This is a genomic window from Nocardioides sp., assembly GCF_035429765.1.
Classification (GTDB): Bacteria; Actinomycetota; Actinomycetes; order Propionibacteriales; family Nocardioidaceae; genus Nocardioides.
Genome location: NZ_DAOMFK010000064.1, coordinates 1 through 14,803 on the forward strand (window position 1 = coordinate 1; position 14,803 = coordinate 14,803).

Sequence of the window (14,803 nt, forward strand, 5' to 3'; positions counted from 1 at the left end):
GCCATCCGCTCGGCCTCGGGGGCCTCGGGCGCGGCCGGCAGCCCGGTGCGCTCGAAGAAGTCGGTGCTGACCTGCCCGGACAGGAACTCCGGCGAGCGCAGCACCCGCACCAGCAGGTCGCGGTTGGTGGTCAGGCCGTGCAGCCGGGCGGTCGCCAGCGCGGTGGCCAGCCGCCGGGCGGCGGAGGCCCGGTCGGGGGCCCAGGCGACCACCTTGGCAAGCATCGCGTCGTAGTGGGTGGACACCTGGCTCCCCGCCTCGAAACCCGCGTCGACCCGCAGGCCGTGCTCGGCCAGCCGGTCGAAGCGTGCGGTCACCCCGGGGATGTCGAACCTCGTCAGCGTGCCGCTCTGCGGCTGCCAGTCGGCGGCCGGGTCCTCGGCGTAGAGACGGACCTCGATCGCGTGGCCGCTGCGTCCGATCTCGCTCACCCCGTGGACGGCCGGGTCCTCCGCCGCGATGATCTGGAGCTCCACCAGGTCCTCGCCGGTGACCGCCTCGGTCACCGGGTGCTCGACCTGCAGGCGGGTGTTCATCTCCAGGAACCAGAACCGGCTGGTGTCCCGGGCATCGACGAGGAACTCCACGGTGCCGGCGCCGACGTAGGAGATCGCGTGACCGGCGGCGCGCGCCGCGTCGTACATGGCGGCCAGGGTCTCCTCCGACAGCCCCGGTGGCGGGGCCTCCTCGACGACCTTCTGGTGGCGGCGCTGCAGCGAGCAGTCGCGCGCGCCCAGCACGGAGATGCTGCGCCCGTGGAAGTCGCCCCAGATCTGCACCTCGACGTGGCGGCCGTGCTCCACGTAGGGCTCCACGAAGACGGTGCCGTCGCCGAACGCCGAGGCCGCCTCGGCCCGGGCGGCGGCGATCTCGCCGGGCAGGTCGCCCAGCGCCCGCACCACCCGCATCCCCCGTCCGCCGCCGCCCGCCGACGCCTTGACCAGCAGCGGCAGGTCGGCCTCGGTGGCGGTGTCGGCGGCGAGGTTGGTGAGGACGGGGACGCCGGCCTGCTCCATCAGCTTCTTCGCCTCGACCTTCGAGCCCATCTGCTCGATCGACTCCGGCCGGGGACCGACCCAGACCAGTCCGGCTGCCTGCACGGCGCGGGCGAAGTCGGCGTTCTCGGAGAGGAACCCGTAGCCGGGGTGGATCGCGTCGGCACCGGCCGCCGCGGCGGCCGCGAGGATCAGGTCCGTGCGGAGGTAGGTGTCGGCCGGGGCGTCGCCGGGGAGCCGGACCGCGCGGTCGGCCTCGCGGACGAACGGCAGCCCGGCGTCGGCGTCCGAGTGCACCGCCACGGTCTCGATCCCGAGCCGGCGGCAGGTCGCGAACACGCGGCGGGCGATCTCGCCCCGGTTGGCGACCAGGAGTCGGTTGATCGTCATCGTGCTCACATCCTGAAGACGCCGTAGCCGGTTGCTCCGGCGAAGGGCGCGTTGTCGATGACGGAGAGGCAGATGCCCAGGACGGTGCGGGTGTCGCGCGGGTCGATCACCCCGTCGTCGTAGAGCATCCCGGAGAGGAAGAACGGCAGCGACTGTTCCTCCACCGAGGCCTCGATGAAGGCCCGCATGCCGGCGTCGGCCTCCTCGTCGTACTCCTGCCCGCGGGACTCGGCGGCGGCGCGGGCCACGATCGAGAGCACCCCGGCGAGCTGGGCCGGCCCCATCACCGCCGACTTCGCCGAGGGCCAGGTGAACAGGAACCGGGGGTCGTAGGCACGGCCGTTCATGCCGTAGTTCCCCGCGCCGTACGAGGCGCCGAGGATCACCGAGAGGTGCGGCACGGTGGAGTTCGAGACCGCGTTGATCATCTGCGCCCCGTGCTTGATGATGCCGCCCTGCTCGTACTCCTTGCCGACCATGTAGCCGGTGGTGTTGTGCAGGAACAGCAGGGGTACGTCGACCTGGTTGGCCAGCTGGATGAACTGCGTGGCCTTCTGGGACTCCTCGGAGAACAGCACCCCCTGGGCGTTGGCGAGGATGCCGACCGGGCGGCCGTGGATCCGGGCCCAGCCGGTGACCAGCGAGGTCCCGTAGAGCGGCTTGAACTCGTCGAAGGGGCGGGCGTTGCCGGGGCCGGTACCGTCGCAGACCCGCAGGATGACCTCGCGGGGGTCGAAGGGCTCCTTCAGGTCGGTGGGGATCAGGTCCAGCAGCCCCTCGGGGTCGGCGTCGGGCTCGGCCCACGCGGAGGCCGGCTCCGGGCGCGCCTTGCGCCAGTTGAGCCGGGCCACGATCCGGCGGCCGATCCGGATCGCGTCCCGCTCGTCCTCGGCCAGGTAGTCGGCCAGCCCGGAGATCCGGGCGTGCATCTCGGCGCCGCCGAGCGACTCGTCGTCGGACTCCTCGCCGGTGGCCATCTTCACCAGCGGCGGACCGCCGAGGAAGACCTTGGCCTGCTCCTTGACCATCACCGTGTAGTCGCTCATGCCCGGCACGTAGGCCCCGCCGGCGGTGGAGTTGCCGAAGACCAGCGCGATGGTCGGCTGGCGGCGCTTGCTCGCCCTCGTCAGGTCGCGGAAGGCGCGCCCGCCCGGGATGAAGATCTCCTTCTGGGTGGGCAGGTCGGCGCCGCCGGACTCCACCAGGGACACGGTCGGCAGGTTGTTCTCCTCGGCGATCTGCGCGGCCCGGAACCCCTTCTTCAGGGTCCACGGGTTGCTCGCGCCTCCCTTCACCGTCGGGTCGTTGGCGGTGATCAGGCACTCCACGCCCTCGATCACGCCGATGCCGGTGACCAGCGAGGCACCGACGGAGAAGTCCGAGCCCCACCCGGCCAGCGGCGAGAGCTCGAGGAAGGCCGAGCCCTCGTCGATCAGCAGCTCGATCCGCTCCCGGGCCAGCAGCTTGCCGCGGGCGTGGTGGCGGGCGACGTACTTCTCCCCGCCTCCGGCGACGGCCTTGGCCTGCTCGGCCGCGAGGTCGGCGAGCTTGGCGAGCATCGCCTCCCGGCGGCCGGGCGGCTCGGTGACGGGGGCGGTGGTGGCGTCGGCGCTCATGAGGCGTACCCCAGCAGTCGCGCGGCCAGGTCGGTCAGCACCTCGGTTGCTCCTCCTCCGATCGGCAGGATCCGGGCGTCGCGGTAGTGCCGCTCGACCTCGATCCCGTGCATGTACCCCGTGCCGCCGTGCAGCTGGACGGCGGCGTCGCAGACGTCCACCGCGCAGTCCACGGCGGTCTGCTTGGCCAGACAGGCCTCCGCGATGACGCTCTCGCCGGCCAGGTGCCGCGCGACGACCGCGTGGGTGTAGGCGCGGGCGACCTCGACCTGCCGGCGCATCTCCACCAGCTTGTGCCGCACCACCTGCCGGCTGAGCAGGGGCGCCCCGAACGTGTCGCGGGTGCGGCAGTGCGCCGCGGTCAGCGCCAGCGCGCGCGCCGCGATGCCGTAGCCGTGCACCGCCAGCGCGATCCGCTCGATCACGAACTGCTCGGCGATCAGGTAGAACCCGGCGTTCTCCGGGCCGACCAGGTTGCCCACCGGCACCCGCACGTCGACGTAGGACAGCTCCGCGGTGTCGGAGCAGTGCCAGCCCATCTTGCGCAGCGACCGCGTGACGGTGAACCCCGGGGTGCCCTTCTCCACCACGAGCAGCGAGATGCCCTCGTGGCCCGGTCCGCCGCTGCGCACCGCGGTGGTCACGAAGTCCGCCCGGACCCCGGACGTGATGAAGGTCTTGGACCCGTTCACCACGAAGTGGTCGCCGTCGCGGACGGCGCTGGTGCGGATGCCGGCCACGTCCGAGCCGCCCTCGGGCTCGGTCACGGCCAGCGCGCCGATCGTCTCGCCCGCCAGCGTGGGCCGGACGAAGCGCTCGACCTGCTCCGGTGTCCCGTGCGCCGCCATGTGGGGCAGGGCGATCCCGCCGGTGAACAGGGCGGCCATCAGGCCGCTGGAGGCGCCCGCCTCGAAGCAGGCCTCCTGCAGCAGCACCGAGTCGAGCAGGTCGCCGCCGGCACCGCCGACCTCCTCGGGGAAGGAGACCCCCAGGAGTCCGTGCTCGGCCGCGACCCGGTGGAGCGACCGGGGCACCTCCCCGGCGTCCTCCCACTCCTGGAGGTACGGCGCGACCTCGCGGCGGACCAGCTCCCGCGCGGTCTCCTGGAGCGCCTTGTGCTCGGGGGTCAGCGTGCTCACAGCAGCTCCTCGGGGATCTCGACCGTCCGGGACCGGGCCCACTCGCCCAGGCCCTTGGCCTGCGGGTCGAAACGGGTGGAGGCCGCCACCCCCAGACCCAGCAGCCCGTGCAGGACCACGTTGACGCCGCCCAGGTTGGGCAGCGGGTGCACCTCGACGTCCAGCCCGGCCGCCTCGGGGAGCAGCTCGCGCACCCACTCGGGCGTCACCACGCCGAGCAGCCAGGCCACCCGGGCGGGCCTGCGGTCCGGGTCGTCGTGGCCTACCCACAGACCGAGGTTCGCGTCGCCGCCCTTGTCGCCGGAGCGGGCGTGCACGAACGTCCCGAGCGGCACCGTGACGGTGGCCCCGGCCACTCCCGGCGAGGGAGGTCCCACCGCCGGATCCACCCCCTCCGCTCGTGCCTCGCTCCGGGCGGACCAAGCCAAGCCACCGAGGCCGGGACCTCCCTCGCCGTGCGCCTCCGCTGCCGGCGGGTTGGGGATGACCTCGTGCCGGCCGTCGGGGTGCACGACCGTGTGGGTGACCGCCGAGCGGTCGACGTACTCGGCGCGGTAGACGCCGTACGGCGTGCCGGGCGCGGGTGGGGCGGTCATCGTGAACCCCGGGTAGGAGGCCAGCGCGAGCTCGACGGCAGGGCCGGTGAAGGCGCGGCCGACCTTCTCGGGGGAGGGGTCCATCACCGTGCACCGCAGCCGTGCCGAGGCGGCCTCCTCGGTGTCGGCTCCCGGACGCGCGGTGTCGGTGAGCGTCCAGGTGACCGACGCGGCGGTGAGCGCGGGCGCGAGCTGCTCGCGCACCCACGCGGCCTTGGCCGGGACGTCCAGGCCGGTGAGCACGAACTCGGCGCTGTTGCGGAACCCACCGAGCTCGTTGACACACACCTTGAGCCGCTCGGGCGGCGGCTCGCCACGGACGCCGGCGACCGCGACCCGGTCCGGGCCTGCCTGGGTGACCTCGACGGTGTCCAGGCGGGTCGTGACGTCGGGGCCGAGGTAGCGCGGTGAGGCGATCTCGTAGAAGAGCTGCGCGGTCACGGTGTCGACGGTGACCGCGCCGCCGGTGCCGTCGTGCTTGGTGATCACGCACGAGCCGTCGGCGGCGACCTCGGCGACGGGGAACCCCAGCGGCCGGCCGGTCCGCGGCAGCGCGAGGAACCCCGAGAAGTTGCCGCCGGTGGCCTGCGCGCCGCACTCGATGACGTGGCCGGCGACGACGGCGCCGGCGAGCTCGTCGTACGCCGTCGGCTGCCAGCCGAAGTGGGCGACGGCGGGCCCGACCACCAGCGAGGCGTCGGTGACCCGGCCGGTGACCACGATGTCGGCGCCGGCCGCCAGGGCCGAGGCGATGCCGAAGCCGCCCAGGTAGGCGTTGGCGGTGAGGGCGCCGGGAAAGCCGAGTGCGCGCAGGTCGTCGCCCTCGACATGGGCGATCCGTGGGCTGAGCCCGAGACCGGCGGCGACCTCCCGCAGCCGTGTGGCGAGCCCTGCCGGGTTGAGCCCACCGGCGTTGGCGACGATCTTGACCCCGCGCTCGAGGGCGAGCCCCAGGGACTGCTCGACCTGGGTCACGAAGGTCCGGGCGTAGCCCAGGGTCGGGTCCTTCATCGTGTCCTTGCCCAGGATCAGCATGGTGAGCTCGGCGAGGTAGTCCCCGGTGATGACGTCGACCGGGCCGCCCTCGAGCAGCTCGCGCATCGCGGAGAGCCGGTCGCCGTAGAACCCGGAGCAGTTGCCGATCCGCAGGACGCGCTGGTCAGCCACGGGCGGACCTCCCCTTCCCGGCGAGGCCGGCGAAGCACTGGGCGATCTCCAGCCAGCGCGCGGCGTCCGGCCCCTCCGCGACCAGTGCCGTGTCGGCGCGGTGGACGCGCTGGGTGACCAGGAGGCAGAAGTCGTACGCCGGCCCGCTCACCCGCTGCGCGGCGTCCTCCGGGCCCCACACCCACCGCTCGCCCGAGGGCGCGTCGAGCTCGACGCGGAACTCCTCGGCGGGTGCCTGCTCACCGTGCACGGAGAAGGCGAAGCCACGGGTGCGGACGCCGAGGTGCGCCACGTGCCGGATCCGGTCGGTCGGCTCGTGGGCCACCCCGAGCGCGTCGTACACGTCCAGGCCGTGCGCCCAGGTCTCCATGAACCGGGCGGTGGCCATCGACGTCGCCGACATGGGCGGGCCGAACCACGGCATCTTCTCGTCGTCGGGGTGGTCGCGCAGAGCACCGGCGAGCGCCGTACGCGCCGTACGCCACCGCGCGAGCAGCTCCTCCGGCGGGACCGCACCCCCCGTCAGGGCGGCCTTGTCGACCACTCCCTCGGGGTCGGCGATCGCCTCCAGGACCAGCGCGTCCCAGGCTGCCTTGTCGGTCGCCGCCTTCAGTGCGGCCTCGTCGGTCCAGGCCAGGTGGGCGACCTGGGTGGCCACGTCCCAGCCCTCGGCCGGGGTGGGCAGCCGCCACTGGCCCGCGTCGAGCCCGGCGACGGCGGCTTCCAGTGCGTCGCCCTCGGCGGCGAGGTCGGCGAGGACTGCGGCGAGCACGTCGTTCACGAGGTGGCCTCCAGGGTCTGGTCGAGCACGAGGGCCCAGCGGTCGAGGATCCGGGCGCGGCGCCGGGTGTCGTCGGTGATCGTGCTGGCCAGGCCGAGCCCGCGGACCAGGTCGAGTGTGGCCTGGACCAGCTCGCGGACCCCCGGCGTGGACTCGTCGGCGCCGAGCAGGTCCACGGTCAGCCGGTGGGTCTCCCGGCCGACCCGCTGCTCCAGAGGGGCCACGGCGGCCAGCAACGTGGCATCCGTGCGCGCCGCGACCCACAGCTCGAGGGCCGCGGTGAACACGGGGGAGGTGAAGTGGTCGCCGAGCATCTGCAGGACCGACCGGGTCCGGTGCGGCCCGGACGGCAGCGCGGCGGCGCGGGCGGTCAGCTCGGCTCCGCGGACCTCGGTGAGGTGCTCGACGGCGGCCACGACCAGGTCGTTCTTGGTGGGGAAGTGGTGCAGCTGCGCACCCCGGGAGACCCCCGCCCGCTCCGACACCAGCGTCGTGGTGGTCGCGCCGAAGCCGTGCTCGACCAGGCAGTCCACGGTGGCCTCCAGGAGCCGGGCCCGCATCACCCGCGTGCGCTCCTCCTGGGGCACGCGTGCCACGGCGGCCGCCGGCATCGCCGGGCTCACCGGGGTCGCCGGCGTCGCCGCGCTCACCGGGGTCGCCGCGCTCACCGGGGTGGTCCGTTGCACCGGGACAGCCTGCCTGCTCACTTACAAACAGTCAAGACTGCTTTTTTCTTGGAGCGGGGTGGCTCGCCCCCGAGCTCGGTCTACTGGTGCGTACGACGCGCCAGGTGCGTCGTACGCACCAGTAGTCGCAGTGTGCGCACCGCCTCGGCCGCCAGCGGGGACGGCCCGGGGTGACGAGCGCCACCCTGCGGAGAGCGGGACCGGATTCGTGGCGAGCGCGGGCCCAGGGACAGACTGGGGGCATGGCCGAGCAGCGGGTCGAGCGGGCCGACGTCGTCGTCGTGGGCGGTGGCGTGAGCGGCCTCGCCACGGCGTACTTCCTGCGCCGCGCTCTCGGCCCTGAGGCGACGCTCCGGGTCCTCGAGGCCGACGAGGCGCCGGGCGGCAAGGTGCGTACGACGCCGCTGGCCGGGCACCCGGTCGACACCGGCCCCGACGCGTTCCTCTCGCGGGCGCCCGAGCTGCGGCAGCTGATCGAGGACCTCGGCCTGGCCGACGCGGTCGTCGAGCCGCTGGGTGGCGGCGCCTACGTCTGGTCGCGCGGGCGGCTGCGCCCGCTGCCCCCGGGCATGGCGTTCGGCCTTCCCGAGCGGCTGGTGCCGCTGCTGCGCTCGGGCCTGCTCTCCCCCCGCGACACCCTGCGCGCCGGCCTCGACCTGGCACTCCCGGCGACCCGCCTCCCGGAGGACCCCTCGGTGGCGGAGCTGGTGCGCCCCCGCTTCGGCCGGGGGGTCTACGACCGCCTCGTCACACCGCTGCTGGGTGGGGTGCACGCGGGCGACCCGGCCCGGCTCAGCGCCACCAGCACCGTGCCCGAGATCGCCGCACTGGCCCGGTCGGGCCGCAGCGTCTACCTCACCATGCGCCGCCGCCGTCGGGCCGCACCGCGACCGACCGGCCGCCCGACCGCCCCACTCGTCTCGCTCGCGGGCGGCATGGGCCGGCTCACCACCGCCCTCCGCGACGGCCTGCCCAGCACGGTCGAGACCGGGGTCCACGCGCGCCGCGTCGAGCGCACCGGAAGCGGCTTGCGCGTCGTGACCGACGGCGGTGCGCACGAGACCGGACAGGTCGTGCTCGCCACCCCGGCGTACGCCGCCGCCGACCTGCTGGCCGACCTGGCCCCCGCCTTGGCGGCCGAGCTGCGCGCGATCCCCTACGTCGACGTGGCCAACGCGACCCTGGCGTTCCCGGCCGACGTGGCGGCGCACCTGCCGCCGGGCACCGGTTTCCTGGTGCCGCCGGTCGAGGGCCGGCTCATCGTGGGCTGCACCTGGCTCACGCAGAAGTGGCCGCACCTCGCCGGCCACGACGTGCTGCTCGTCAAGTCCATGGTCGGCCGGTCCGGAGACACCCGCTGGCTCAGCATGACCGACGACCAGCTCGTCGAGGCCGTCCGGGGCGAGCTGCGCGAGGTGCTCGGGATCACCGAGCCCCCACTGGAGCAGCTGGTGCAGCGCTGGCCGCAGGCGATGCCGCAGTACGTCGTGGGGCACGCCGCCCGGCTGGCCCGCATCGACGCCGCCCTCGCCGAGCTGCCCGGGCTCGCGCTCACCGGCGCGGCGTACCGCGGGGTCGGTCTGGCCGGCTGCGTCGCCCAGGCCTCGGCCACCGCCGCCCGCCTCAGCGAAGGAGTCCCCGCATGAGTCACCCCGCCGGGGTCACGCTGCCCCGCACCGTCGACTTCGGGCAGCGGCCGATGCTGGTGTTCTGGGAGGTGACCCGGGCCTGCCAGCTCGCCTGCCGGCACTGCCGCGCCTCGGCCACCCCCGACGCGCTGCCGGGCGAGCTGTCCGGCGCGGAGGGGCGCGACCTGATCGACCAGGTCGCCGGCTTCGGCCGGCCCCACCCCATCCTGGTCCTCACCGGCGGCGACTGCCTGCTGCGCCCGGACGTCTTCGAGCTCGTCGCGCACGCCGAGAGCCGCGGCGTACCGGTCGCGATGTCGCCCTCGGTCACGCCCATGCTGACCCCGGAGGCGATCCGGCGGATGGTCGACGCGGGCGTGAAGGCGGTCTCCCTGAGCCTGGACGGTGCGACACCGGCCACCCACGACGGTGTTCGGGGCATCCCGGGCCACTTCGACCAGACGATCCCGGCGATCCGGTCGCTGGTCGGCGCGGGGCTGCGGGTCCAGATCAACACCACCGTCATGCGCCGCAACCTCGAGGAGCTGGCCGACGTCGCGGCGATCATGGCCGACACCGGGGTCGACATCTGGGAGGTGTTCTTCCTGGTGCACGTGGGGCGCGGCCAGGCGACCGGCGCGATCACGCCGCTGGAGCACGAGCATGTGTGCCACTTCCTCTACGACGCCTCGCACTACGGGTTCACGGTGCGCACGGTGGAGGCACCGTTCTTCCGGCGGGTGGTGGTGCAGCGGCGGGCCGGGGGCGCCGTACCTCCCGGCGAGCCGTACGCCGCACTGCGCGCCCGTCTGGAGGAGCGGCTCGGGCCGCCCCAGCCCCGGTCCACCGCGCACACGGCCGCCACCCGCGACGGCAAGGGCATCGTGTTCGTGGCGCACGACGGACAGGTCTACCCGGCGGGCTTCCTGCCGCTGGGGCTCGGGTCGGTCCGGGACCGGCCGCTGGCCGAGATCTACCGCGACCACCCGGTCCTGCGACGGATCAGGGCCGCTGAGTTCGGTGGCCGGTGCGGCCGCTGCGAGTACGCCGACCTGTGCGGCGGCTCCCGGGCCCGCGCGTACGCCGACACCGGGGACCCGCTGGCCGAGGACTCCGCCTGCGTGTACCAGCCGGCCCCCTGACCGCCGCCCGTCACCGCGGGCGAGGACTGCTCCTGCGCCACGCCCGCCAGGCGCCCGTGGACCACAGCGCCCACGCCACCAGCACCGGCTGGAAGAACAGCCGGACCAACCGGGCCCGGTCGGTGTCGAGGCCGAAGCCGTCGACCCCTTCGGTGTACTGCGCGAGGTTGCCGGGGAAGACCGCCACGAAGAACGCCGCGGCCAGCCAGCCGAGCGGCACCCGCCACCGGGGCAGGGCCACCAGCGCGACGCCGAGCGCGACCTCGACGAGGCCGGACACCACCACGACCAGGTCGGGGTCCAGCGGCAGCCATGCCGGCACCTGGGCCAGGAAGTCGGTGCGCGCCACGCTCAGGTGGGCGACCCCGGCCAGGGCGAGGAACGCCCCGAGCAGCAGCCGGAGCGCCGTCCGCGCCGCGCCGACGGGCGACGGCCGGGCGCGGAGGAACGCGGTGTCCATGGAGGTCCGGTCGTCGGGGGCGGGCCGGCGCTCAGCCGGCCAGCGCCGCCTCGACGTCCTTCGCGAGCTTCTCCGGCTCGGTGGTGGGTGAGTAGCGCGCGATCACGCGACCGTCGCGGCCGACGAGGAACTTGGTGAAGTTCCACTTGATCGCGTCGGACAGCAGCCCACCCTGCTGGGAGCGCAGCCACACGAACAGCGGGTCGGCGTCGGAGCCGTTGACGTCGACCTTGGCGAACATCGGGAACGTGACGCCGTAGTTGAGCGAGCAGAACTCCTCGGCCTCCGCGGCCGTGCCCGGCTCCTGGTTGGCGAACTGGTTGCAGGGGAAGCCGAGGACGACCAGCCCCTGCTCGGCGTACTGGTCGTAGAGGCGCTGCAACCCCTCGAACTGCGGGGTCAGTCCGCACTTGCTGGCGGTGTTCACGACGAGGACGACCTGCCCGGCGAAGTCGCCCAGGCTCTTGGGGGCACCCCCGGAGGTGGCGACGGTGAAGTCGTGGAGGGTGGTGGTCGTGGTGGGCATGGTGGTTCCTCTCAGGGGGTCGGAGCCGGCTCGGCGACGAGCCGGCGGGCCAGGTCGCGGAGGCTGAGGGCCTCCGCCGGGGACAGGGTGGACAGCGACCAGAGGCAGCGCTGGACCTCCTCGGCGTGGTCGCGCAGGGCGCGGCCGGCGTCGGTGAGGTGCACGGTGACCAGGCGGCCGTCCGGGGAGTCCCGGTGCCGCTCGAGCAGGCCGCCGGACTCCATCCGCCGCAGCAGCGGGGACAGCGTCCCGGAGTCCAGGTGCAGCCGGCGGCCCAGGTCGCTCACGGTGCTGCCGTCGCTCTCCCACAGCACGAGCAGCACGAGGTACTGCGGGTAGGTCAGCCCGAGCGGCTCCAGCGCCGGCCGGTAGGTGCTGGTCACCGCTCGCGACGCGGCGTACAGCGCGAAGCACAGCTGGTGCTCCAGGGTGAGGTCGGGTTCCACGTCGATCAGTATGACACAATCTAGTTGTGCACAACTAATCGCCCCGGGCGGTGCTGGCCGGGGTCCCCGGCGGGCGGGGCACCGGCCGCTAGGGTGAGGGCGCCGACCCCGACCACGAGGAAGCCGATGTCCTACCAGACCCCGCCGCCAGCACCGCCCCCCGGACCCACCCCACCGAACCCCTACGCGCAACCGGTGTACGGCGCCTACGCCTCGTGGGTGCAACGGGCCATCGCCACGGTGTGGGACTGGGTGTACCTCTGGCCCGGCCTGGTCGTCGGCCTCGCCTCCTGGCTCCTGTTCCTCCTCGGCGCGGGGGCCGACGGCGGCGGCTGGCTGATCGCCCTGGGCATCGTGCTCTCGGTGGTGGCCACGGTCCTGCTGATCTGGCGCCTGGTCATCAACTACATGCTCGACCAGGGACGCACCGGCTACACCTTCGGCAAGCGCAAGGTCGGGATCCGCACGCTGCGCGAGCAGGACGGGCAGCCCAGCGGGGTCGGCAGCTGCGTGGCCCGCTACTTCCTCCACAGCATCATCAACCAGGCCTGCTACATCGACTACCTGTGGCCGCTCTGGGACCAGCCGAAGCGGCAGACGCTCACCGACAAGATCCTCAGCACGATCGTCATCAACCAGCCGCCGGCCTGAGCCTCAGACCCGCTGGGTACGCCGCTCCGTGCGCAGCTCCTTGGTGTAGGAGTGCACGTCGACCTGGATGGTGTGGCGCTTGGAGGCGACGTACCGCTTGCGCAGCGCCTCGTCGTACGACGCGATCTGGGCGCGCATCCGGGGGACGCTCGGCAGCACCACCTCGCCGGCGATCAGCTCGGCCACCCAGTGGGACTGCTCCTCGGCCAGCGGCATCACGGCCCCCAGCGGCTGTACCAGCCCGATGAAGTAGAGCCCGGGGTGGTCGGGCGAGACCACCCGGTGGTACAGGTCGACGTGGTTGTCCTCGGCGGTGACCAGGGTCTCGGCCAGGAACGGGAAGCTCACCTTGTAGCCGGTGCAGTAGACCACCACGTCGGCCTCCACCCGCGAGCCGTCGGTGAACTCCACGACCGAGCCGTCGAAGCGGGCGATGTTCGGCTTCACGACGATGTCGCCGTGCCCCAGCCGGGTGAGCAGGTCGTCGCTGATCGTCGGGTGCGCCTCCAGCACCTGGTGGTCGGGCTTCGGCAGGCCGTAGTCGGTGACCTTGCCCCGAGCCAGGCGCAGGATCGCGCGCATCCCCAGCTTCTGCACCGGCAGCGGGCCGCGCGCGAGGGGTGAGCTGGTGAGGTGGTCGGTGGGGATGCCGAAGAGGTACTTCGGCAGGATGTGCGCCCCGCGGCGCATGGCCAGGTAGGTCTCCCTGGCGACCCGGGAGGACTCCACGGCGATGTCGGTGGCGGAGTTGCCGATCCCCAGGACCACCACTCGCTTGCCGGTCAGCACGTCGGGGGTGCGGTAGTGGTGCGCGTGCAGCTGGGTCCCGGGGAAGGTGTCGCTGCCGGGGAACGGCGGCTCCGGCCAGCGCGGGTCCCAGTGGTGGCCGTTGGCGACCAGGACGTGGTCGTAGCGGCGGGTCTCCTCCGCCCCGTCGTCGCGCGGACGGATGGTCACGGCGTACCGCCCCGCCTCCGTGCCGCACGCCGCCACCCCGGTCGCCTCCACCCGGGTCACCTCGGTGCGGAAGGTGATCTTCTCCCGGAGGCCGAAGTGGTCGACGAAGTCGTCGAAGTACGCCGCGATCTGCCAGTGGCTGGGGTACTCCGGGAGCGTCGTGGGCATCGGGTACACGGCGTACTGCATCGCCGCGCGTGAGGTGTTGATGTGCAGCGACCGGTAGGCAGAGCTGAGCCCGTTGTCGTTGTCGTAGCGCCAGTTGCCGCCGACCTCGGAGCCCAGCTCGAAGCAGTCGAAGGCGATGCCCTTGCTGGCCAGCACCTGGGCGGCGATGATGCCTGATGCTCCGGCACCGATGAGGCAGACCCGGGTGGCCGGGGAGTGGGAGGACGACATGGTCGGGGACTCTAACCCGTCGGTCGTAGGGAAGGATGGGCGCGTGCGGAAGAACATCCTGATCACCGGCGCGAGCAGCGGGCTGGGCGCCGAGATGGCGCGGCAGTTCGCGGCTCGCGGGCACGACCTGGCGCTGTGCGCCCGGCGCACCGAGCGGCTCGAGGAGGTGCGCGCGGAGATCCTCACCCGGGACCCGGGCCGGCGGGTGGAGGCACGGGCGCTCGACGTCACCGACCACGAGCAGGTCTTCGAGGTGTTCGGCGAGCTCGCGGGCGCGCTCGGCTCCCTGGACCGGGTCGTGGTGAACGCCGGGTCGGGCAAGGGTGCCCCCCTCGGCGCCGGGAAGCACTGGGCGAACCGGGAGACCGCGCTGACCAACTTCGTCGGGGCGCTGGCGCAGACCGAGGCGGCCATGGAGGTCTTTCGGGCCCAGAACGCGGGCCACCTGGTGATGGTGTCCTCGGTGTCGGCGGTGCGCGGCATGCCACGCTCGATGGCGACGTACGCCGCGACGAAGGCCGGGGTCGCCCACCTCGCCGAGGGGCTGCGCGTCGAGCTGGCCGGAAGCCCGATCAAGGTCACCGTCGTGTACCCGGGCTACATCGCCTCGGAGATGAACGCGGGCGTCCGCACCCGGTTCATGGTGGACACCGAGGAGGGCGTGCGGGCGATCGTCGAGGCGATCGAGAAGGAGAAGGCGTCCGCCGTCGTCCCCCGCCTGCCGTGGGCGCCGATGTCGCTCGCGCTGCGGTACGCGCCGCTGCCGGTCTACCGACGGCTCCTCTGACGCGGGCGTTGAGCCGCGGCCGCCCCGGGGGGCTCGCGTCTCTCGATCTACGTCGACCGGTGAGCTCGGCCGTCAAACAGCGACGGGTCAGCGGTAGGTGAGGAGGTCGGGGCCCAGGTGCGGGTGCTCGTTGAAGGTGAGCAGCCGCGGTCCGGAGGCGCCCACGATGACCCGTGAGTACGACGCGTTGACGACCACCGTGTTCAGCCGCTGCCACACCCCCGCCCGCGACACCGGGTCGGCGTCGGGCTCAAGCAGGGCCGCCAGGGCCGCGGCGATCGGTCCGCCGGAGGAGCAGACCAGCACGGTCCCACCCGGTCCGGCGCGCTCGGCCGCCCGGCCGAGCGCGCCGAGGACCCGGTCGGCGAAGGCGAGGTAGGTCTCGGCGTACCCGCTCTGCCCGCCGGCCACCCAGTGCGCCACGGCCCGGGTGAACA

Annotated in this window: 15 protein-coding genes; 4 read left to right on the plus strand and 11 right to left on the minus strand. The window is 73.6% G+C overall.

The genetic code is table 11. From position 1 onward, the window contains the following. From PLP61_RS08015 to PLP61_RS08040, 6 genes are all read right to left on the minus strand, one after another. Nucleotides 1-1,385: ATP-binding protein (locus PLP61_RS08015; protein ID WP_324502066.1), on the minus strand; the 1,385-nt coding region annotated here is incomplete at its 3' end. 5 nt (nt 1,386-1,390) lie between these two features. Beyond that, the gene (locus tag PLP61_RS08020; RefSeq protein WP_324502068.1) at nt 1,391-3,001 is read right to left on the minus strand and encodes an acyl-CoA carboxylase subunit beta; all 1,611 of its coding nucleotides are present in this window, start codon (nt 2,999-3,001) and stop codon (nt 1,391-1,393) included. After that, nucleotides 2,998-4,140 (minus strand): acyl-CoA dehydrogenase family protein, encoded by a 1,143-nt coding sequence (locus tag PLP61_RS08025; RefSeq protein WP_324502070.1) that lies wholly within the window; start codon nt 4,138-4,140, stop codon nt 2,998-3,000. The genes PLP61_RS08020 and PLP61_RS08025 overlap by 4 nt, the downstream gene beginning before the upstream one ends. Then, nucleotides 4,137-5,903: an acyclic terpene utilization AtuA family protein gene (locus PLP61_RS08030; RefSeq protein WP_324502072.1), complete on the minus strand. Its 1,767-nt coding sequence runs from the start codon at nt 5,901-5,903 to the stop codon at nt 4,137-4,139. Before PLP61_RS08030 ends, PLP61_RS08025 begins: the two co-directional genes overlap by 4 nt. After that, nucleotides 5,896-6,684: a TIGR03084 family metal-binding protein gene (locus PLP61_RS08035; RefSeq protein WP_324502074.1), complete on the minus strand. Its 789-nt coding sequence runs from the start codon at nt 6,682-6,684 to the stop codon at nt 5,896-5,898. Before PLP61_RS08035 ends, PLP61_RS08030 begins: the two co-directional genes overlap by 8 nt. Beyond that, nucleotides 6,681-7,391 (minus strand): TetR family transcriptional regulator, encoded by a 711-nt coding sequence (locus PLP61_RS08040; protein ID WP_324502076.1) that lies wholly within the window; start codon nt 7,389-7,391, stop codon nt 6,681-6,683. Before PLP61_RS08040 ends, PLP61_RS08035 begins: the two co-directional genes overlap by 4 nt. A gap of 221 nt (nt 7,392-7,612) precedes the next feature. On the opposite strand from PLP61_RS08040, the gene hemG reads away from it, so the two are divergent. Together hemG and PLP61_RS08050 are read left to right on the plus strand one after the other, a co-directional pair. After that, a complete protein-coding gene (gene hemG / locus PLP61_RS08045; RefSeq protein ID WP_324502078.1) occupies nt 7,613-9,016 on the plus strand; it encodes a protoporphyrinogen oxidase in 1,404 nt (467 codons plus the stop codon). Then, a complete protein-coding gene (locus PLP61_RS08050) occupies nt 9,013-10,140 on the plus strand; it encodes a TIGR04053 family radical SAM/SPASM domain-containing protein (RefSeq protein WP_324502079.1) in 1,128 nt (375 codons plus the stop codon). The genes hemG and PLP61_RS08050 overlap by 4 nt, the downstream gene beginning before the upstream one ends. 10 nt (nt 10,141-10,150) lie before the next feature. Here the strand turns inward: PLP61_RS08050 and PLP61_RS08055 are convergent, their stop codons facing one another. The 3 genes from PLP61_RS08055 to PLP61_RS08065 are packed head-to-tail and all read right to left on the minus strand — an operon-like array spanning nt 10,151 to nt 11,572. Beyond that, nucleotides 10,151-10,600, minus strand: a complete 450-nt coding sequence (locus PLP61_RS08055) for a DoxX family protein (RefSeq protein WP_324502081.1) — start codon at nt 10,598-10,600, stop codon at nt 10,151-10,153. Nucleotides 10,601-10,631: 31 nt separating this feature from the next. Further along, a complete protein-coding gene (locus PLP61_RS08060; protein WP_324502083.1) occupies nt 10,632-11,126 on the minus strand; it encodes a glutathione peroxidase in 495 nt (164 codons plus the stop codon). 11 nt (nt 11,127-11,137) lie between these two features. Beyond that, nucleotides 11,138-11,572, minus strand: coding sequence for a MarR family winged helix-turn-helix transcriptional regulator (locus PLP61_RS08065; RefSeq protein WP_324502084.1), 435 nt, complete (start codon nt 11,570-11,572; stop codon nt 11,138-11,140). A 126-nt stretch (nt 11,573-11,698) separates the two neighbouring features. Between PLP61_RS08065 and PLP61_RS08070 the strand changes: the two genes are divergently transcribed. Beyond that, nucleotides 11,699-12,223 (plus strand): RDD family protein, encoded by a 525-nt coding sequence (locus PLP61_RS08070; RefSeq protein ID WP_324502086.1) that lies wholly within the window; start codon nt 11,699-11,701, stop codon nt 12,221-12,223. Between the two features lie 3 nt (nt 12,224-12,226). On the opposite strand, the gene PLP61_RS08075 is transcribed toward PLP61_RS08070, so the two are convergent. Further along, the gene (locus PLP61_RS08075) at nt 12,227-13,579 is read right to left on the minus strand and encodes a flavin-containing monooxygenase (RefSeq protein ID WP_324502088.1); all 1,353 of its coding nucleotides are present in this window, start codon (nt 13,577-13,579) and stop codon (nt 12,227-12,229) included. Between the two features lie 43 nt (nt 13,580-13,622). Here PLP61_RS08075 and PLP61_RS08080 point away from each other — a divergent pair, with 43 nt between their 5' ends. Next, nucleotides 13,623-14,366 (plus strand): SDR family oxidoreductase, encoded by a 744-nt coding sequence (locus PLP61_RS08080; RefSeq protein ID WP_324502090.1) that lies wholly within the window; start codon nt 13,623-13,625, stop codon nt 14,364-14,366. Between the two features lie 87 nt (nt 14,367-14,453). Here the strand turns inward: PLP61_RS08080 and PLP61_RS08085 are convergent. Continuing rightward, on the minus strand, nt 14,454-14,803 hold a 350-nt coding region (locus tag PLP61_RS08085; protein WP_324502092.1), incomplete at its 5' end, for a histidine phosphatase family protein.